The 19,682-nt window shown below is 40.3% G+C and carries 16 protein-coding genes and 1 pseudogene; 11 read left to right on the top strand and 6 right to left on the bottom strand.

The window, feature by feature from the left end:
• Positions 1 to 215: 215 nt before the first annotated feature.
• Positions 216 to 851: a hypothetical protein gene (locus NLX65_RS00485; RefSeq protein WP_260535975.1), complete on the top strand. Its 636-nt coding sequence runs from the start codon at positions 216 to 218 to the stop codon at positions 849 to 851.
• A 129-nt stretch (positions 852 to 980) separates the two neighbouring features.
• Entirely contained in the window at positions 981 to 2,189 is a 1,209-nt protein-coding gene (locus NLX65_RS00480) for an HD domain-containing protein (RefSeq protein ID WP_260535973.1), read from the top strand.
• A gap of 184 nt (positions 2,190 to 2,373) precedes the next feature.
• On the opposite strand, the gene NLX65_RS00475 is transcribed toward NLX65_RS00480, so the two are convergent.
• Complete coding sequence (locus NLX65_RS00475) at positions 2,374 to 2,943, bottom strand: DDE-type integrase/transposase/recombinase (RefSeq protein WP_260535977.1); 570 nt, start codon at positions 2,941 to 2,943, stop codon at positions 2,374 to 2,376.
• 899 nt (positions 2,944 to 3,842) lie between these two features.
• On the opposite strand from NLX65_RS00475, the gene trhO reads away from it, so the two are divergent.
• Positions 3,843 to 4,646 (top strand): oxygen-dependent tRNA uridine(34) hydroxylase TrhO, encoded by an 804-nt coding sequence (trhO, locus tag NLX65_RS00470; RefSeq protein ID WP_260535971.1) that lies wholly within the window; start codon positions 3,843 to 3,845, stop codon positions 4,644 to 4,646.
• Positions 4,647 to 4,683: 37 nt separating this feature from the next.
• A complete protein-coding gene (fabD, locus tag NLX65_RS00465) occupies positions 4,684 to 5,559 on the top strand; it encodes an ACP S-malonyltransferase (RefSeq protein ID WP_260535969.1) in 876 nt (291 codons plus the stop codon).
• A gap of 465 nt (positions 5,560 to 6,024) precedes the next feature.
• Here the strand turns inward: fabD and fabG are convergent, their stop codons facing one another.
• The 4 genes from fabG to rpmH all read right to left on the bottom strand — a co-directional run bounded on the left by fabG (position 6,025) and on the right by rpmH (position 11,613).
• The gene (fabG, locus tag NLX65_RS00460; RefSeq protein WP_260535967.1) at positions 6,025 to 6,771 is read right to left on the bottom strand and encodes a 3-oxoacyl-[acyl-carrier-protein] reductase; all 747 of its coding nucleotides are present in this window, start codon (positions 6,769 to 6,771) and stop codon (positions 6,025 to 6,027) included.
• 768 nt (positions 6,772 to 7,539) lie between these two features.
• Positions 7,540 to 10,878, bottom strand: a complete 3,339-nt coding sequence (locus NLX65_RS00455; RefSeq protein WP_260535965.1) for an HD domain-containing protein — start codon at positions 10,876 to 10,878, stop codon at positions 7,540 to 7,542.
• A gap of 150 nt (positions 10,879 to 11,028) precedes the next feature.
• Positions 11,029 to 11,430 (bottom strand): ribonuclease P protein component, encoded by a 402-nt coding sequence (rnpA, locus tag NLX65_RS00450; protein ID WP_260535963.1) that lies wholly within the window; start codon positions 11,428 to 11,430, stop codon positions 11,029 to 11,031.
• 24 nt (positions 11,431 to 11,454) lie between these two features.
• Positions 11,455 to 11,613, bottom strand: coding sequence for a 50S ribosomal protein L34 (rpmH, locus tag NLX65_RS00445; protein ID WP_260535961.1), 159 nt, complete (start codon positions 11,611 to 11,613; stop codon positions 11,455 to 11,457).
• Between the two features lie 345 nt (positions 11,614 to 11,958).
• Here rpmH and NLX65_RS00440 point away from each other — a divergent pair, with 345 nt between their 5' ends.
• A complete protein-coding gene (locus tag NLX65_RS00440; RefSeq protein WP_260535959.1) occupies positions 11,959 to 12,540 on the top strand; it encodes a hypothetical protein in 582 nt (193 codons plus the stop codon).
• A 158-nt stretch (positions 12,541 to 12,698) separates the two neighbouring features.
• A complete protein-coding gene (locus NLX65_RS00435; protein ID WP_260535957.1) occupies positions 12,699 to 13,910 on the top strand; it encodes a formylglycine-generating enzyme family protein in 1,212 nt (403 codons plus the stop codon).
• Positions 13,911 to 13,932: 22 nt separating this feature from the next.
• On the opposite strand, the gene NLX65_RS00430 is transcribed toward NLX65_RS00435, so the two are convergent.
• Positions 13,933 to 14,628 (bottom strand): ComF family protein, encoded by a 696-nt coding sequence (locus NLX65_RS00430; RefSeq protein WP_260535955.1) that lies wholly within the window; start codon positions 14,626 to 14,628, stop codon positions 13,933 to 13,935.
• Positions 14,629 to 15,009: 381 nt separating this feature from the next.
• Here NLX65_RS00430 and NLX65_RS00425 point away from each other — a divergent pair, with 381 nt between their 5' ends.
• The 5 genes and pseudogenes from NLX65_RS00425 to tsf all read left to right on the top strand — a co-directional run bounded on the left by NLX65_RS00425 (position 15,010) and on the right by tsf (position 19,058).
• Complete coding sequence (locus NLX65_RS00425; protein ID WP_260535953.1) at positions 15,010 to 16,266, top strand: M16 family metallopeptidase; 1,257 nt, start codon at positions 15,010 to 15,012, stop codon at positions 16,264 to 16,266.
• A 156-nt stretch (positions 16,267 to 16,422) separates the two neighbouring features.
• Positions 16,423 to 16,872, top strand: coding sequence for a 50S ribosomal protein L13 (rplM, locus tag NLX65_RS00420; protein WP_260535951.1), 450 nt, complete (start codon positions 16,423 to 16,425; stop codon positions 16,870 to 16,872).
• Between the two features lie 10 nt (positions 16,873 to 16,882).
• Entirely contained in the window at positions 16,883 to 17,272 is a 390-nt protein-coding gene (rpsI, locus tag NLX65_RS00415; protein ID WP_260535949.1) for a 30S ribosomal protein S9, read from the top strand.
• Between the two features lie 36 nt (positions 17,273 to 17,308).
• Positions 17,309 to 18,034 (top strand): annotated as a pseudogene (rpsB, locus tag NLX65_RS00410) (30S ribosomal protein S2); the annotation flags it as partial.
• A 190-nt stretch (positions 18,035 to 18,224) separates the two neighbouring features.
• The gene (gene tsf / locus NLX65_RS00405) at positions 18,225 to 19,058 is read left to right on the top strand and encodes a translation elongation factor Ts (protein ID WP_260535946.1); all 834 of its coding nucleotides are present in this window, start codon (positions 18,225 to 18,227) and stop codon (positions 19,056 to 19,058) included.
• The last annotated feature ends 624 nt before the right edge of the window (positions 19,059 to 19,682 follow it).

Genomic DNA, 19,682 nt, shown 5'->3' with positions numbered 1-19,682 from the left:
AGTGGAGATGTTGCCTAATGTTTTAGCTAGTTCCAATAACCCTAATTTAGGCTTGATAATTTTTTGATGTAAGTTCATAGTAGTTAAGATTTATATCATCATAATTTAACAATTGTCAGATTAAATCCTAACTACTACAGCTAAGTTGATGCCGAGGCACACTACGATGGTATATAGGATTATATATTACCATTACTAGTTTGTTTACTTATTCTATGATTCGTATTACGGATCATGATGGATGTTGGCTTACTATTCAGTTATTTGGATCAGCTTGTTGTTTAGGCTATCCGTTTCTTTATGATATTTCCAAAAAAATAAGGTCTATTCCAAGTTGGTTTATTGGCCTATACTGGCTAGTGGGTTTATCAGTTTATATTCCTATAAGTTTACTTTTTACCTGGTGGTATCCTCATGATCTTATCTTTACATTATCCTTATCTTTTTCCCATTTATTCATAATCTTATGGATTTTTCCTCTTTATATAGGTATAAGGGTTGTTGCCATTACATCATTAGTAGCTATTTATCCGATTTATGTTGGATGCTATTTTCCTTTATTAGGCTCTTTATTACCATTATGTATGATGGGTATACTGGTATTTTCTATTATTATTTGCTTTAAAATCAAAGTGGGTAATATTACCACACAAAACATTTACCTAAAAAATCAAGAAAAAATCAGAGAATCCCAACGAGTAAAAGCCTCCCTTTATGATGCAGCAATGGTTCCATCAAATGGTTCTGCTTCCCATGCCCCTAAAGGTTATGGATTTATTTTAAACCAAGTAGTTGGTAAGATTGAGGAATCTATCTCCTTCTTAGATAAGAATATTCCAATTTATAAGTAAGATTTACAAAGTATTATCAATAAGTTTTATGATTGGATAGCTTATTTCAATAAGAGAAAAAAATATAAGGACCATGCGCTGTTACAGCCTACTAAGATTACTTTCGATAAACTGATTCGTAAAGTGGAAATGGCATTATCCCAAGAGATTATTGATCCATCTAGGATTCTGTTAGAAACAATAAGCGATGCTGATAAAAGCCTATCTATTATAGGAGATATCAACCAATTAATTTATTTATTGGTTCAATCTGTTTTACGGATTAGTAAAATAGAGAACGATATTTCACCAGTTATTTGTATACAACTACATCCTACTAGTTTGCGCTTTATACAAGCGGATCGTATCGATAACAGCTATCCTACCTTTATGGATTTTAAAGCTACTGTTCTGGTTATCAGCCATTCTACCGTTGACTCGAAAGCGTTACCTAAAGTAAAGAAGCAATATGACGATCTCATGGATTATATGGGACCAAAAGGTAAACAAGAAGTTCCGCCATCCATAGATTTACAACAACAGACCCTATCTACGATTATTGAGGCCCACTACGGATATTTAGAGGCTCTTGATGATGCTAGCAAAAAAGCTATGTTATTAGTATTGCCGAACAAGGTTACTGATATCCTCAGTAAGATGACTATTACCTTACCTATAGATTCCTTAACCTTAGATGCGCCTGTTACCCCTAAGGAACAAGCTGATTCAATGATGGAATTGATGCAGTTCCATGACTGTGTTTGCAAATCCTCTCTTAAAGAGGATCCTATTGATATGAAAATAATTTCTGGCTTGATTTTATTATTGCGAAAACATTTTGGCTTTAAACGGCATGACTCTGGTCAATTGTTTTATGTTCGATCTGTAGGGATTGCTGCATTAGTGGTAGAATGGGTTTTTCACTCTCCTAAAGTAATTTATGCTTCTTTACTTTATGAGTTGGTTCGTCGTACTTGTTTGCCGCTTTCTTATATCAAGAAGCATTATAATTTAGGTGTTTATGCCTTTGTGCTAAATGTGATAGGTATAGATAAACGCCAAGACTTAGATCATGCTTCTTTGCTTTATGTAAAAAATAGATTGAAGGAAGCGATTAAAGAAGATCACGTGCAGCTCTCCGTTTTATTTATAAAACTTGCTGAACGGCTTTATGACCTACGACATGCTTCAGGTTATATCCATCTAACAGAGGTTCAACATATGGCGCAAGAAACATTAGCTATAGATGTGCAAATAGCCAATAACTACTTAGGGCCGGAGATAGGCATCGCATTAGAAAAAGCAGCTAAAGAAGCATTAGAGTTTGTTAACACTAAGAAGAAAGAAAATAATAGTTAGAAAAATTGTTATTTAGTGCAATACTATTGAATACTTTTTTGTAACTTTCAAGGGTTGAATATATTATATTTGTATAGATAAGTATATTTAAGTAATTATTCCTATCAAACTAATTTGTGTGGTTCGTATGGGTTGTTATACTCCACGTGTCCTTTGAAGTTTAAACTTGACAGGTAGATCATGTTCAATTGATCTTATGTTTTCGAAGTAATTTTAAAATTTGATCATGTTTATAGTTTTGCGTGACAAATGGCTCGTTTGATGGCATGTAATTGCCCTTCACTTCACTTAAAAAAGGAATGATGTTTGCCAATTCTTTGTATTTTTCCCAAGTGGTTTCCCCTTGAAGAGAACTATGAGGGCGTTCTTTATTATAATATTCTTCCCAATCTAGAAGTTTAACTTCTAAATCAGGATCTTTAATGTTAACACTACTATAAAACTCATCTAGGTCTGTACGCTGAGTTCTTTCTACTTTACCGTTTAAATGTGGAGCAAATGGTTTAATAGGACGGAATTTAATTCTCCAGTCTCTGAGACATTCCTGTACCTCATAAGCGAAAAATTCTTGTCCTCTGTCAGTTTGAATTCTTTGAACAGGGAATGGAGTTCTTTCCTTGAATTTTTCAAGGAAATCAAGTGTATTTTTTGCAGTGCGCCTTGGATATAGGGAAAGCACTTTATAACGGGTACAATCATCTATAGCAGTATATTGATACAAGCCTGAAGCTATTTTACACACATCCATTTCTATACGCTCTCCTGGTATTTTACAACTATAACGTTTAACCCGTTTCTTTTAATATGTAAAAGACTTACTGCATGTTTTTTAAAAATTTTATGTATGGTATCCAATGAAAAAGAGAGATCATGTAAGCGTTTTAACTCAGTTTGCATACGCCTTGCACCTGACTTTCTACTTGCTCTTAGGTGAAGAATAAGTTGCTCTATTAGATCATTTATTTTTTGTGTAGGGGAAGTATGAGGCTTGCTACTGAGATCCGCTCAGCCTGCTTCATCTAACGATTCATAGCGCTTGAGCCATTTACATAAGGTAAAACGTGAAATATTATAGTGTGCACATACCTTCCCTGCATGACCTAATTTTTTCTATAAATGCATCCAACACAGCCGAAGTTTAACTTTAGCATCCATGTATTTAGAGCTTTCGATTAATGAGAAGTACGAAATCCAACCAATATAAATAGAATACTTAAATTTGTTACAAATCGTTAGTTAACCTTACAGCTTTACTGTAACAACCTATACGAATCACACAGTCTATAAAAATCATATTTGTTGCACAACCTTCTTTGGCAAGTGCATCAACTTGCAGGCGAATCCTCTCATCTTGGGTGCTTCCCCTTACATATCCCACTAATTTTGCCATATATTCTAAATATAATGACTTTATAGTATTTTGTTTTTTAAGATGTAAATATGGTACAATTAATGAACTGTTTTAAGAGGCTATTTCAGTTGTCTTAATAAACACGTTTTCTGAAACAGTAAAGTTATAGCCATTCTAGAGCGACAGTACACTACACATCCAATAGGCTGTTTTACCAAAAGATAAAAAGTATGATTTATGATAAGATTTTAGCTAAATTTGAAGCAGCTAAAGTATAATACATAGATCAATCCCATCCATATATGTTTAAAGTAGCAACCTTATATAAATTTGTTCCCTTACATGACTTGGCACTACTACAACAGCAACTTCAATCTATATGCAGTGCGTTAACGGGTACACTGCTTATTGCCTCAGAGGGAATCAATGGTACTATTGCGGGCCCGGCTGATTTACTAGACTATGCGATGGCTCAGATAGCGGCTATCCCTTCGTTTAATGACTTGTGGTACCAATATTCTGAAGCGGGTCATAAACCCTTTCGCCGTCTAAAGGTTCGGCTTAAAAAAGAAATCATCACCATGCACCAACCAGAGGTGCAATCTATGCAATTACGGGGTCAGCATGTCTTAGCTGCTGATTGGAATAAAACCCTAGACCAAGCAGCTGTTGTAGTGGACGTGCGCAACGATTACGAGTGTCGGTTGGGCAGCTTTAAAGGTGCCTTAAATCCTGAAACAACCTACTTTAGCCAATTCCCTGCTTTTGTTGAAACCCATTTAACTCCCTATAAAGCGCAGCCCATTGCTATGTTCTGTACGGGAGGCATTAGATGCGAAAAAGCATCTGCCTATATGTTGGCCAATGGCTTCAAAACGGTTTATCAACTCAGTGGCGGTATCCTACAATATTTAATGCATACCCATGAAGCACAATCCAGATGGCAAGGCGAATGTTTTGTTTTTGATGAGCGCATATCCCTAGGCCATGGATTAAAAAAAGGCAATAGCCTACTTTGCTATGGCTGTCGTATGCCTTTAACAGAGGAGGATATAGATGCAGATTACCAACCTGGTGTCCGGTGTAAATTTTGTGTAAAACACTAGATGCTTTTTAAATCCAACATAACACACGTTATCATATATGAAAGGCTATTTATTTCCTGGTCAAGGCAGTCAATACATAGGCATGGGTAGGTCGCTCTATCAACACAGTGGGCGAGCACGGCAAATGTTTGAAACAGCTGATCGAATAGTAGGTTTTGATCTGACGCGTATGATGCTGGAAGGTACACAGGAAGCGTTAAAGGCCACTACTGTGGCACAACCTGCTGTTTTTTTACATGCCGTTGCAACTGCTTTTTTGAGTGACACGTTTCGTCCAGCAGCTGTGGCAGGCCATTCCTTAGGTGAAATAGCTGCCCTAGTCGCTATTGAAGTCATCTCATTTGAAGAGGGGCTCCATTTGGTATCAGTCCGTTCTAAAGCGATGCAAAAAGCCTGTCAGCTTTGCCCTGGTACCATGGCTGCTGTATTAGGTATGCAAGATGAGGTGGTGGAAGCCATCTGTGCAGAGATTACAAAGGAAGTAGTTGTACCGGCTAATTACAATTGCCCAGGGCAATTGGTGATTTCCGGTAGCCAGAAAGGTGTCGCATTGGCGACAGAAGCTTTACGTAAGGCGGGTGCGCGGAAGGTTATACCTCTACAAGTAGAAGGAGCGTTTCATGCTCCGCTGATGGCGCATGCCCAGGAAAGTGTAGCCGCGGTACTCTCATCTATTCCTTTTGCTAAAGGGATTTGTCCCATTTATCAGAATGTGACTGGACGCCCTGTTACTGATCCCCAAATCATCAAGGCAAACTTACTGCAGCAATTGGTCGCACCTATTTATTGGACCAAAACCATTCACCATATGATGGAAGATGGGATTACGGAATATATAGAATGTGGGCCAGGAACGGTTTTACAAGGGTTGGTCCGCAAAATCGCCCCTACGTTGTCGATTGGCCCTCTTTAACTAAAATTTGCCATACATATAATTGCAAATATCCGACTGCTTTTTGGTTTTAAAGCATCTCGCTTAAATGATTGATCCCGGTTATAGGTATCTATTCACATTACTGGTTAGTGATGAACTTTATCTGTTCACGATACTGGTTAATAGTGAATTTTATCCCACTTTTTTCTTGATAAAAAAGTGGACAAAAAATCAAGCCCTCGGTAAAAAGTCGCTGAAAGTGCCATCTTACAGATGAAAAAACAGAAAGCGCCCCCTTTGGGGGCTTCAAAGGAAACTGTTTTTCCAAATCATCTGTAAAATGCCACTTTTTACACCGCTACTTTTTTCAGGGGCGCTGTTCTTTTAACGCAAAAAAACAGTAAATTGAACAGATGCCTAATAAAAACCACTGCGCTGAACAAATACAAAACTTTTATTAATAAACCAGTCCACTATAGCGTTCAATCATTTCTTTACGCTAGACTATGTAAGCAACCCGCCATCTACCTGAATCACCTGTCCTGTAATGTAGCTTGATGCATCAGAAGCTAAAAAAAGCGCACAGTTGGCCACATCCTCTGGAAGTCCCGCACGTTTAAGTGGAATCTTGTCGACCCAGCCTTTCTGTAGGGATGCGTCCAGCTGGTCCGTCATAGCGGTTGCTATAAAGCCTGGTGCAATCACATTGGCACGAATGTTTCTACTGCCTAGCTCTAAAGCAATCGATTTCGTCAATCCAATCATGCCTGCCTTGGAAGCCGCATAATTCGCCTGTCCAGCATGGCCACTGATGCCTACAATAGAGGATATATTGATAATAGACCCGTTGCGTTGCTTGAGAAAGGTTTTTGTGGCTGCTTGTACGGTGTTAAAAATAGATTTTAAGTTGATATTTAATACTGCATCCCAATCCGCTTCTGACATGCGTAGTAGTAAGTTGTCTCTAGTGATGCCTGCATTATTTACCAGCACATCTAGTCCGCCAAATGCCTCTACTACCTCCTCTATGGCTTGATGCGTAGCCTTAAAGTCAGAGGCATCTGCATGGATGCATTTGACTTGCACATCTAAGGCGCGTAATGCTGTTTCTGTAGCTTGAACCGTTTCTGGATCAGACCCGCAATAGGTAAAAGCAATGTCACCCCCTGCTGCTGCTAATTTAAGGGCAATCGCTTGACCAATGCCCCGTGAAGCGCCTGTAATAAATATTTTTTTCCCTTTTAGATCCATAATAAAAAACGTTCACTATCTCCTTGTTCAGCCAATGGTGTTGGCTTAAGGCGTATATGTGTTATTGCCTGTTCAATAAATAAAAGTGTCTATACACCGACATTGGTTAGTAATGCATTTTTATTTTACTTTTTTTGATAAAAAAGTAAGCAAAAAATCAAGCCCTCGACAAAAAGTCGTTGAAAGTGCCATCTTGCAGATGGAAAAACAGAAAGCGCCCCCTTTGGGGGCTGCCCTGTAAATATAACCTTTTTCCTTATCTAGTAGCATAACAGGATGGAAAGTTTTATAAAAATTGCTCCCATAGCTTGAGCCTTTCACGGGTGTGAATGTATTGCATGAAATATTTCATCATGCTCAACTGTTGCTTCTGCTTGATTTGATCATCTGGTGTAATATAACAAATTTACGAATGGATCATCTCCTTCCATAAACGCTTGAGTAAGATGGGGCTAAACAATGTCCATGGCTTATCTAGACGTATCTGTTCATGATACTGGTTAATAATGACTTTTATCCCACTTTTTTCTTGATAAAAAAGTGGACAAAAAATCAAGCCCTTGGTAAAAATCCGCTAAAAGTGTCATCCTACAGATGGAAAAACAGAAAGCGCCCCCTTCGTGGCCTTCAAAGGAAACTGTTTTTCCAAATCATCTGTAAAATGCCACTTTCTAAACCGCGACTTTTTTCAGGGGCGGTTTTTTTGACGCAAAAAACCATCGCACTGAACGCATACTATGTAGACAGCGGCCATCAAATATATTTCCCTTAAGGCTTCACCATTGGTATATTTGATACCCTTTCAGCATGTAATTGCAGTTCATCAGTTATATCAACCAGTTGTAGTTGTATAGCCAATGGTAGATAAAAGTGTTGAATTAATCTTATTTTCTCTAGCTGCTTTTCGATGGCGTGACCAGCAATCGTTCTTGCATTATGCAACACATCTGCTAGCCTAACCAGTATAGCATCCTGTTTTGTATGACCTATGATTTGTTCGATATAGGTAGCATAATCCTCTTTTTTGTTGGGTAATTCTTTTTCTAAGCGTGCTGCCGCCCATACCGTCTCTGTAATAGCAGGGCCAAATAGCGTCGTTAGGCCTGCTTCTGTAAATGGTGTATTTTGTACTACATCATGGACTAAACCCGCAATAATTACATTGGTGTCTTCCGTTATCGTCAGTAAAATGGAGGCTACTGCCATAGGATGTAAGTAAAAAAGTTCGCCTGTTTTTCTTCTTTGCGTGGTATAATAGATTTTAATTAATTGCAGTGCATCCATTACTGCATCTACTTTAAGTCCTTTCTTCTGCTTAACCTTTTCTAGAAAAGTCGCTTCTGCTTGTATACTTATTGGGTCCAAGACCGTCGTTTGTGTATAAACGACAGGTGAAAGTGTAGCAAATGCCTTCGTAATTTCTTGCACGTTGACAGGTATTACGTATAAATGGGTGATTTCTGATGCAGAGCAGAATCGCTCATAGTACCCGTAATGTGCATGTACAATATGCTGATTTTCTGAATCTATTTTTTCTTCATGCGCATCTAAGATTTGAATATCTGCCATTTCTGCCACTTTATAGGTGGGGGCTATGGCAGGCAATCGTGTGGCAGTGGTGATGCAAAAGCTGATTGCATTGATTTTTTGTAACTTACCTTGTAGCAGTGTGAGTCGATAACCTAACTGTGTATCATCTATATGTATATAGATATCCTTTTTTTGATCGCTATGTAGAGATTCATGTGTGCTACAGGCATATAAACTACTAATGATTAGATTTTTAATGCTTTCTATTGCACACTGTATATAGAGGTGCTTGGTATTGATCATTACATAGGGCGTGTCATATATATTGCTGATTGTTATTGTATCAAAACATTCAGCTAATAGTTGATCAATGCTAATCCAATTCGTAACTAAATGGAGGTTGTATTTCAAATGTTGAAAAATGCTGTTAAAATACTTTTTTAATCTAAGTGCTTGATCTGTATAGGCAAGGGGGCGTTCCTCAGATTGATCCAATCGCATGAGTTGGTGGTTCAATTGGGAGATAATCCAATTGCTTTCATAAGCCAGTACTTCTACTTGTTGTTTGTTAAAAAATTGCCTGGCATTTTGCTCTTCTTTTTCACTGGTTAATGTTTGTATGATCGATAAGCGCTTGCCTAACCCATGCGTATGGTACAAAAAACCGCCCACAAAGATGAAGAGCATGAGTAGAGCATAGGCAATATGCAGATTCAGGTCTAAAGGGTAATCGATCAATGCAACAGTGCCATCCATATAGTGGCGCAAGGTCCACACGACTATACTACTCATGATACAGCCAGTGAGTAGCACGATCAATGGGGTAATAAAAATAGATAAGAGTAGGTTGAGTATACAAATGGTGGTATATAAGTAGCTGAATTTACTCAGGGTAGCCATGCCCGTACCTACTAAAAAAAGAAAATAGACATGACTTAATGGCCATATTACTGATGCTATTTTGCGGATATAGGGTCGTTGCGCAATGAAGGGGTGGATAAAAAAAAGTGTGGCTACAAAGAGGCTGGGTAAAAGAATAAAGGCTTCTAGCCTTGCATGCCATATGGGATGACTGGTAAAAGTATACAAGGAACCATAACCTGTTAGAAGGATATAAAAACCAAACAGTATATAGGGCAAATGATGCTTGGGTAAGGATGGGTAATCTCCAAGATTAAATGGTCTAGTCAAGATATGCTTAGACAATCGCTTCCATAACGGTGGTGGTTTAACTACCGGATCTTGGGCCAACCTATTGGTGCAGTGCGGTGGGTTTGCACTTCGTTTACCCTTGAAAAATTGAATCACTAGCATACTAAGTAGATTCATCACCATAGCTGGGAGTAGACTCCACATACCTGGGTTAGCTATACAACAGGACCAGGTTATAGTCGTTAGACCACCTGCTAGCATACCTGCTAAAACCGCATAGGGATGCAGCGTAATGCCGACTAATGAGAGCAATAAGGGTAGGCTTACCATCGTTTTAAACAAAATAATAGCCATTGCTATCAGTTGTTCTTGCGTGTATAGGGCAATAAGCATGGCCATCATGCCTACCATTGCCTGATACAGCATCGGATTTTTTACCCATTTGAACAGATCTGGGAGATCGTTGGTTATTAAACGTGTGGCGGCGTGCAAATTTGTACCTGCTGTAGAGAGAGTTAATGCGGCAACACCTATCATAAATAACCCTTTTAACCCTAGATAAGCTTCAAAAGAGGTCATGACCGATGGCATTAATTTGCCTGCGTTTTTTTGTGCCAACAGCGCCACCCATAGTAAGAGCAAATTGATACTTAATGACAATAAACCTGCACTGTTAAAAGTCCGTTTTACTTGCGTAGCATTTTCAGCAATTAAAATAGGTGCTACCTGGGCAGGGTAGAAAGCAGGTAGGGCAAAAGCCATACCATACACCATATAGTTCAGTGGAGCCGCATGACGGAAACGATCCCAGCACTCTTTAATGGCTAAAGTAAGATGCGTTTGATCCCCATGGGGGTGGGTTGCCATACCATTCCATAAAATCCAAGCGATGAGGGGGAGCAATATGCCAAAGGCCGCACAGCGTGCTACACGTACCAATGTTGGCGAGTGTATCTGGTTGGACCCAACAGGCAACATGATTAAGAGTGCGGCGATCAGCAGGCTATAATGTGATTGCATGGCAAAGCACCAACCTATAGCCATGGAAAGTAGTTTGCACTGCATAGCAGCTACTGCAGCACTATGTAAGATGCCAGATAGGGCGACTATTTTTCGAATAGGGTTGCCATAGAGCCGCCCCATTATTTCTGCTACTGATCCAGTATTTAAAACAAGATGGAACCGATTGGCCAGCAGGTTGCCTATTATAAAATAGCTGAGCATGCTGCCTGCCCAATATAATAAGCCATCTATATGCAGCGGATTACACAAGACCTCTCCTCCATAGGTTACCGCTAAGATCGCTGTTATAGTATGCGCTGCCGTAAAGTGCGCATATGGGCGGGGGGGATGTTTAATAGCACGGATGCTAACGAATAGGTAAGCTAACAAAAAAAGAAGAAAAATAATACTGTCTAAGTCCATTACCGGTACTGTAATTATTTTGCTGAACAATATGCGTTTTTATAAGAATTTGCTCCACAGTCACCTATCAAATCTTTTAGGTAAGCAAGATAAAGCACTTGGCAGCCCATTTTAAAACCATATGGAAGAGCTAGCGAAACTATTCAAAAACTATTTAGATAGTCTCTGAGATAGCAAAGCGCTAAGGTGTTGCAACGACCTAATAACAGTCTTATTTAAAATAGGATAGTGGATCTCTTCCTCTTTTCCAGTATACACATATCCTATTAAAAAGGCAAACTCGGTAGGCGCTAAAACATCATCCAATAGATATTTATTGATGCGATAGGCTTCTCTAAGCAAGCGTTTTACTTTATTACGCTGTACAGCAGAACGAAGGTGCCGCTTAGAAACAGCAAAAAGAACTTGATTACCTCCAAATTGTTCTTGCTTTTTTTGCAGGTAAAAGACGCTACAGGGATGTAGCTTAAACCTGTGCCCCTCCTGAAAAAGCATTTGTATATGCTTTCGATCGGTTAATCTATGGCACTTGGACAGGTTATTTTTCCCCATAACCAATAGCGGTAGGCAAAAATATTAGCGTTTATGTCTAGGTTCATCAGAAACAGTTAACTTCGCCCTTCCTTTGGCGCGCCTTCTGGCCAATACCGCACGGCCATTGGGTGTGGACATACGCTCCCTAAAACCATGCTTATTACTTCTTTTTCTAAGTGAGGGTTGAAATGTTCTTTTCATAGTTGCTTAATGACCTTATAGATTTTAGATAAATCAGACTTTTATGTTTATATTGCCCTTGCAATGCAAAGTGATCGACATTAGATTTGCCCCTAGCAATTTAGGTAAATCCGTGGTAGAATCCAAATACTTGTATCAACGACCGCAAGCGAGGGGGCATGTCAAGTATCGATGGGGAAATATATTATTGTTTAATAATCAGTACTATTTATGTTTTCAGTAGCCGCTATTGCAGGTTTGGTTTATGTTTGTTGCGCATTAGCATGATAGGCTGTTGTAGGCTTACATCTGTTTCATGTGCTAGCATTTTACGCTTTTAAATTTAATGTTAAGTGATGCATCTCGATGCAATATAAAATAAAGCAGTTGGCATCGTCCTTTTTGATGGGCCTCGTGGTATGGGTGGAGGTCTATGCGGCGCCATCCTCTACTTTGAAGAAGTTAAAGAAAGACATCTATGAAGAAAATCTTATGGCATACAGGATTGAATTTTTCAAACAGCCTAAAGCGGTCAAAAAAGCACCTCGTATGCCATTGGTCTGTCCATTGGACCAAAGTGGCCATTTGGCACAACGTTTGGCACAACGTAAGGCAGCCTATCTACATATGCATAGCTTTAAAGGGTATACCATACAGCTTTATATGGGTCCTAGTAGAACCGCAGCATTAAAAGCACAAGAGTTGGGGCGTACCTTTTGCTACCCTGCTAAGCTTCATTACAGGCAACCCCATTATACCGTTCAACTTGGGTTTTTTTTAGATCGCCTAGAGGCCTATTTGGTCTATTTGAGTGTAGTAAGCAAAATAACGCATGCCATGATTCGACCTTCTATGCGCACTAGGGAGGCCTACTTAGCCGTTAATCTAGGCCCTCATGCCGCTGGTTCCTCCAAGGATATAGTAGGTGATGCATTGCCTGTAAAATAATGGTGGTAAGGATGCATTTAATCTAATCATGCACGCTATTCAATATTTTTGGTTATTTTTGAGCTCATATCGGTGTGCACTTTTGTGCCAGCGCAATAAATCACCCCTTTACAGTGGCTATGGTGCCCCCTGATAGGGATTAATCTATTCATATAACTATGGTTTTTGGTATCTTTCGGTTCAGATATTTGTTTTTTATATGGTTCGTATTTACCTGTTTTGCAGGTCGTCGCCGCAATCACCCTACCAGTCAATCTCCCGGTAAGGTAAGCCAGACGACAGGGCGTCCTTTTAACCAGCCAGATACCCTTTCGGTAGTTCCTTGTAAGGCAACGCCACCTATTCCAGGCATGGTCTATATTGAGGGAGGGTATATGATCATGGGTAACTTAGGTGAAGATAAGTTGGGTACAGGGGGGTGTTCTGCCCAACCTGTTACCGTTAATTCTTTTTGGATGGATGAAGCACCCATTACCAATTTGGCCTATAGAGAATACCTCTATGATTTGAAACAGCGTGGCTTGATGGAACAATATCAGGCTGCTATGCCCAATCAGCAGGTTTTTATAGAGAACTTTAGTTACAATGACCCATTGGTAGACAATTATTTATATGCGCCTGGCTTTATGTACTATCCTGTTGTGGGCGTGAGTTGGGAGCAAGCTATGAAATATTGTGCGTGGCGGACCCAGAAACTTCATGAGGCAATTAAGAATAAGAAACGCAAAGGAAGCCCAGTTACCGAGACTGCTGAGGGATCTTCGAATGGTGAAGATGAACCAAAGCGTGTAGGTGCGCATGCAAGTGAGGAAGTAGTAGATGGGCTCCCTATCGTTCGATTGGCTACTGAAGCAGAATTTGAATATGCTGCGCGTGCTGTAGTGGGCGTAGCCGATATAAACTATTTACAAAGTCATCAACGCAACTACCCTTGGGATGGCTCTTCTCCAAGAGGAAAAGATGGTCGGTTTTTAGCTAATTTTAAGCGCGGTAAAGGAAATTATAAGGGGATGGCTGGTGAATCTGACCATTCGGCACCGACTTCTAACGTCTATGCCTACCCTCCCAATCTACTGGGTCTCTATGATATGGTGGGTAATGTCTGTTGTTGGGTATATGATACCTATAGACCGGTACAAGATACAAGTGATTTAAATCCTGTTAGGCGTGATGGCTTGCTGGACTCTGCTGCGCACTATAGTGCGGCCCATAAAGCTTCCCTGGTGAATGATGATGCGAAAGTCTATAAAGGCTGTTCTTGGGCAGACTGTGCCTATTTTTTACAAATAGGCACCCGGCGGTATTTGAATAAAGATGCGGCTGCGGCTACCATTGGATTCCGGTGTGTGGTTTCTAGCTTAGGACGGTAACAGGCGATTGGCCAACTTATTTTTAGGCTTCTACTACCGCTATGGTGGCAATGCTTACCTGGGCTACACCTGCGGTTAAAAGCGCATGGGCGCAAGAGGTCAACGTCGCTCCTGTAGTCAGAATATCATCCACCAGCAACAGGTGTTTGCCTGCTAGTACACCTGGTTGTATAACTTTAAAGGCATCTTTAAGATTGGCGATACGTTCTATTTTATTTTTGGTTGTTTGAGAGGGCGTATAACGGATCCGTGTTATGCATGCTGTGTATAAAGGCATCTTTAATGCAATAGAAAGCCCTTTTGCAAAAAAATCACTTTGGTTATAGCCCCGTTCTTTGAGTCTTTTGGGATGCAGCGGAATCGCTATAATCCCGTCGATGGATGAGATCATCGGCACCTGATGCAAGATCTGGCCATAGTGTTGCCCTAGCATCTGGCCGATTTTGGGTTGGTTTTTATACTTCATGGCAAAGAGTAGTTGTTCAAGATGACTCTTCTTTCTTAACTTGTAAAGCGAAAATCCATAGGCTATGGTCACTTTACCTATAAAATGGTTGGTAATAAGGTTGTCTACTAATCTATGCGCGTTGGTTTCTGGAAATGAACTCAAACAAATGGTACAAACCCATGTTTCTCCCTGAACCAGTTTATGGTTGCACCCTACGCATAGGGGTGGAAAAAATAAATCCAATAGCCCAGCGATCAATCGTTTCATCATATAGAAGTATGTGTTCAGCGCATTGGTTTTTATTAGGTATCTGTTCCAGTCACTGGTTTTTTGTATTAAAAGAAAACCGCCCCTGTAAAAAGTTGCGCTATAGAAAGTGGCATCATACAAATGATTAGGAAAAACAGTTTCCTTTCAAGCCCCAAAGGGGGCGCTTTCTGTTTTTCCATCTGTAGGATGACACTTTCAACGACTTTTTACCGAGGGCTTGATTTTTTTGTCCACTTTTTTATCAAGAAAAAAGTGGGATAAAAGTCATTATGAACCAGTAACGTCGTGAACAGATACATATAGAAATGAGTATGCTATGGGTTGCTTACAGTGTAGTAGGCATATTCCTTCTGAATTTAATATATTTTAAATCTATTTTTTATGCTCGATAGAACCATTCCACCTAACTTTCAAGAGATTGAAGCCATGGAGTTTCCATGGCCAGAAAAGAATACACTTCAGATGCCATTGTATCTGCTCCACATGGGCAATCAGCCCATTATAGAATTAGAATTGATTTTTAAATCTGGTGGTTGCTATGAGTTACAGCCAGGTGCCGCCTATTTTACGGCTGCTATGTTAGTAGAAGGTACGGCAACCAAAAATGCCCAAGCTATTGCTCATGTGATTGATTATTATGGCGCCACTATTTCCACCCATGTGCGGAAAGATTTTTGCACCCTTTCTCTTTCCACACTTTCGAAACACCTTCGTCCAGTATTAGATCTATTGGTAGAACTCCTGTTGACCCCTAGTTTTCCTGAAAAATCACTCCAAAGGCTCAAAAAGCTAAAGGTACAAGCCATTCAAATGGCCGATAAAAAGAATAGTCAAGTAGCCTATAAGCGGTTTTGTACAGCGCTCTTTACAGCAGCGCATCCTTATGGCAGGAAGCTTACCGTGCAAGATGTTGATAAGATTCAACGGGATCATTTGCAACACCATTATGATCAAGTATTCTTTGCGCATGGTGCTGCTTTTGTGAGTGGGCAAGTCACGCCAGCAGCCTTAGAATGCATCAAACAAGCCCTAGCCCATATCACCCCCCAAACAAGTCTGCAAGCAAATCCAATACCCTGTCGTACGCTGCCTGAAAAAATCCACTTAGTGGATGGGCAACATCTACAGTCTGCCATTGTAATCGGTAAAAAGCTATTGGTCAAAAAGGATCTAGATTTTTTACCCATGGTTGTCGTCAATACCCTTTTAGGCGGCTATTTTGGTTCTCGGCTGATGCGGAATATTCGAGAAGATAAAGGCTATACCTACGGGATTCATTCCAGTATGGTATCATTTTTGCAAGCCGGTTATCTAGCGATTACAACAGAAGTAGCCCAAGCCGTTACTAAAGAGACTATCCAAGAAATTTATAAAGAAATCGCCCTATTGCAAGACGAATTAGTCTCAGAAGCAGCCTTGCAAAATGTTAAAAATTACCTATTGGGCCATTTTTTAACAACCATTAACGATCCTTTTTCTATTATGCAAAAGTTTCAATGCGCCTATCTCCATGGTTTAGACCAAGATTATTATACTAGATTTTACCAGCAGGTGCGCAACATAACCCCTCTAGAAGTTAGAACTTTAGCACGAAAATACTTATCTTTAGATTCCTTTACAGAAGTAGTGGTGCGCTAATGCGCTTAACTGTATGATATGGGGGGGGGGGACTTTGTATGGCCTCCTTTAGTAGGCTTTAATTTGCATTTGATGCAATAAGGGGGTATATTTGAAGCCGTTGGCTTTATATACAGTGCTCAATTTTTTTGTTGGTTCAACTTTTCTTTAAAAAGCGTGGATTATATCAGTTACAAGACAAAATATGCTAATAAGCAAAGCATTAACAAGCAATGGGTGGTTGTTGATGCTTCATTTCAGCCCTTGGGTAGGTTGGCTAGCCAACTTGCTTACCTCATTCGTGGCAAGCACAAGCCCGATTTTACGCCTCATGTAGATGGCGGGGATCATGTGATCGTTTTGAATGCGGATAAAATAGCTGTATCGGGTAATAAATCGGTAAAAAAGATCTATACCACTTATTCGGGCTATCCTGGTGGGTTAAAGCGTGCTACATTTCAAGAAGTTCACGTTGCGCATCCCAAGCGTGTGGTAGAGCATGCGGTGAAGGGCATGTTGCCTAAAAACAGATTGGGCAGAAGGTTATTGCACAACTTACATGTTTGTGAGGGGTCTGTGCATCCCTATGCAGCTCAAAAGCCAACCTCAATAACCCTAAAATACTAATTATTAACGGATGGAAACAGTCAGTGCAGTAGGTCGGAGAAAGACGGCCGTCGCTAGGGTCTATCTTGTACCTGGGACAGGAGATATTATCATTAATCATAAGCCACTTTTGGATTATTTTCCAGTAGAAGAAATTAATCTAATTGTTAAGCAACCTTTGGAGAAATTAGATAGGGCAGGTCAATATAATCTAAAAATTAATGTTGTAGGTGGGGGATTGCGTGGGCAGGCTGAGGCCACTCGCTTAGGGATTGCTAGGGCACTTTGTAAGTTAGATGTAGAAAACAATAGGCCTATCTTGAAGAAAGAGGGGTTCTTAACCAGGGATGCTAGGGTTGTGGAGCGTAAGAAGTATGGCCGTAAAAAGTCGAGAAAGAAGTTCCAGTTTACCAAGCGTTAAGGCTATTTTTATAGTTATTATTTATTATTACCCATAATGATAAAATTAGAATTGAAAGCACTACTGGATGCTGGCGTCCATTTTGGTCATCTCACTAGGAAATGGAATCCTAAGATGGCTCCCTTTATTTTTATGAAGCAGAATGGCATTCACATCATTGATCTGAACAAGACCATTACCTGTATGCAAGCGGCTGCTTTGCAGCTTAATGCAATGGCTCAAGCTGGGAAAAAGGTTTTGTTTGTGGCGACCAAAAAGCAAATTAAGGCTTCTGTAGAGCAGACCGCAAAAGATTTAGGTATGCCCTATGTAACAGAGCGCTGGCTGGGCGGTACGTTGACCAATTTTGTCAATACGCGGAAATTATTAAAGCGGATGCTTTCCATAGAAAAAAATATGCAGCTAGCTGCATATAAAAGCTTAGCAAAAAAGGAAAGGTTAATCATTGCGCGGGAGCAAGAAAAGCTCAATAGGATTTTGCAGGGTCTAGCTAATGTGACGCGGCTACCATCTGCTCTATTTGTAATTGACATTAAGGAAGAGCATATTGCTGTTGAGGAAGCGCGCAAATTGGGTATCCCTATTTTTGCCCTTGTAGATACCAATACCAATCCAGATATGGTTGACTTTCCTATTCCTGGTAATGATGATGCATTCCGTTCGGTAGATATTGTAGTGCGTTACCTTGCTACTGCGATTGAAGAAGGCATTGCATCCTATAAAAAAGAGAAAGCAGAAGCCGTGCCTAAAAAAGAGCAAGAGCCCATCAGTAATGTAGCTGCTAAAGGCCTTCCTAAGAGAGGCATAAAAGTGGTACAGGGGGTAGTCATCAAGAAGGGTGTAGTTGCAAAGGGTAAAGTGGCTACGCCTGTAGCTAAGGAGCAGGTGACTGCAGCTGCTCCACCACTTAAGGAGCAACCAGAAAAGTAAAAATAGCAATATTCTATAATATATGATGGTTACAGCACAAGAGGTAGCTGCACTAAGAAAAAAGACCGGTGCAGGGATGATGGATTGTAAGAAAGCGTTGATTGAGGCAGGGGGTAATCTGGAGCAAGCCATTGATTTACTTAGAAAGAAAGGGCAAAAAATATGTGCAGACCGCGCGTCCCATCATGCCAGTGAGGGCACTGTTTTTGCTTGTGCAAGCTTGGATCATAGGGAGTCGTTTTTATTGGTATTGAACTGTGAGACTGACTTTGTGGCTAAAAATGAATTATTTGTGCAATTGGGTAAAACCATCTTGGAGGTGGCAGTAGCACACAAGCCGGGTACTGTAGCAGCGCTGCATGCCTTACCATTGGGCGATGGGACGGTTCAAGAGGCTATTGTCTCATTTGCTGGCACCACGGGTGAAAAAATTACGCTTTCTACTTATGTCACCTTAGCTGGTGCGGTAACGGTTCCCTACATTCATACAGGTAATCGGTTAGCCGTTTTAGTAGCCTTACAAGGTGCCCAGGGGGAGGCGGTAATCGCTGCAGGTAGAGATGTAGCTATGCAGATAGCGGCCATGCATCCACTAGCGGTGGATAAAGATCAAGTGGACCCAGCTGTTGTAGAAAGGGAAGCGGCCGTTATCCAAGCGCAGCTTATGGATGAAGGGTATGATGGTGTTAAAGCCGAGAAGATAACACAAGGTAGGTTGCATAAGTTTTTTCAAGAAAACACCCTCTTGCAGCAGCCATTTGTAAAAAATGGTAAGTTGACTGTGGCCCAATACCTGACAATCATTGCCCCATCTTTGACCGTTACGGCATTCAAACGCATTGGCATAGGGGAGTAAATAACTACCTTACGGCCTGTATCCACGCTACCTGAAAGTAAGCTGTGTGTTCAGCGCAGTGGTTTTTATTAGTTATCTGTTCAACTCACTGTTTTTTTGCGTCAAAAAAAACCGCCCATGTAAAAAGGCGCGGTATAGAAAGTCCCAGCTTACAGATGATTAGGAAGAACAGTTTCTTTTGAAGCCCCCGCAGGGGGCGCTTTCTGTTTTTCCATCTGTAAGCTGCCACTTTTAGTGGCTTTTTGCCGGGGGCTTGATTTTTTGTCCACTTTTTTATCAAGAAAAAAGGGGGATACAATTCATTATTAACCAGTATCGTGAACAGATACGCAACATTATTATTTATCAACAGTGAAACGCACTCTGCATTTTGTGCAGGCTAAGGCGTCACAGCGGATAGCAGCACCTCGCCATATACCGTTGTCTTAAGCCAACGACTATAGTTACAGGGACTAACCGCCTATAAGAGCTTAGAAAGAAAAAGTTGATTTTGCAATATAACCGTTGTTTAGGTAATGCTTTCTTTTGCTATAACTTCTACCCATTGGGGTGTCTATTTCGTAGATTCCGATAAGCTAATCCTGCGATATCTTTTTATATTTGTATGCTTTAGCAACTTTAGCC

Origin of the sequence: Candidatus Cardinium sp. TP (genome assembly GCF_025215055.1) — a bacterium.
Classification (GTDB): Bacteria; Bacteroidota; Bacteroidia; order Cytophagales; family Amoebophilaceae; genus Cardinium.
This window is presented reverse-complemented; position numbering and strand designations above follow the sequence as displayed.

Excerpts from the sequence above, each read along its gene's own strand:
- fabG (WP_260535967.1), bottom strand. The coding sequence starts at position 6,771 with ATGGATCTAAAAGGGAAAAAAATATTTATTACAGGCGCTTCACGGGGC.
- NLX65_RS00430 (WP_260535955.1), bottom strand. The coding sequence starts at position 14,628 with ATGATGAAACGATTGATCGCTGGGCTATTGGATTTATTTTTTCCACCC.
- fabD (WP_260535969.1), top strand. The coding sequence starts at position 4,684 with ATGAAAGGCTATTTATTTCCTGGTCAAGGCAGTCAATACATAGGCATG.
- rpsI (WP_260535949.1), top strand. The coding sequence starts at position 16,883 with ATGGAAACAGTCAGTGCAGTAGGTCGGAGAAAGACGGCCGTCGCTAGG.
- NLX65_RS00455 (WP_260535965.1), bottom strand. The coding sequence starts at position 10,878 with ATGGACTTAGACAGTATTATTTTTCTTCTTTTTTTGTTAGCTTACCTA.
- rpmH (WP_260535961.1), bottom strand. The coding sequence starts at position 11,613 with ATGAAAAGAACATTTCAACCCTCACTTAGAAAAAGAAGTAATAAGCAT.
- rnpA (WP_260535963.1), bottom strand. The coding sequence starts at position 11,430 with ATGGGGAAAAATAACCTGTCCAAGTGCCATAGATTAACCGATCGAAAG.
- tsf (WP_260535946.1), top strand. The coding sequence starts at position 18,225 with ATGATGGTTACAGCACAAGAGGTAGCTGCACTAAGAAAAAAGACCGGT.
- NLX65_RS00440 (WP_260535959.1), top strand. The coding sequence starts at position 11,959 with ATGCAATATAAAATAAAGCAGTTGGCATCGTCCTTTTTGATGGGCCTC.
- NLX65_RS00485 (WP_260535975.1), top strand. The coding sequence starts at position 216 with ATGATTCGTATTACGGATCATGATGGATGTTGGCTTACTATTCAGTTA.
- NLX65_RS00480 (WP_260535973.1), top strand. The coding sequence starts at position 981 with ATGGCATTATCCCAAGAGATTATTGATCCATCTAGGATTCTGTTAGAA.
- NLX65_RS00425 (WP_260535953.1), top strand. The coding sequence starts at position 15,010 with ATGCTCGATAGAACCATTCCACCTAACTTTCAAGAGATTGAAGCCATG.
- trhO (WP_260535971.1), top strand. The coding sequence starts at position 3,843 with ATGTTTAAAGTAGCAACCTTATATAAATTTGTTCCCTTACATGACTTG.
- NLX65_RS00435 (WP_260535957.1), top strand. The coding sequence starts at position 12,699 with ATGGTTTTTGGTATCTTTCGGTTCAGATATTTGTTTTTTATATGGTTC.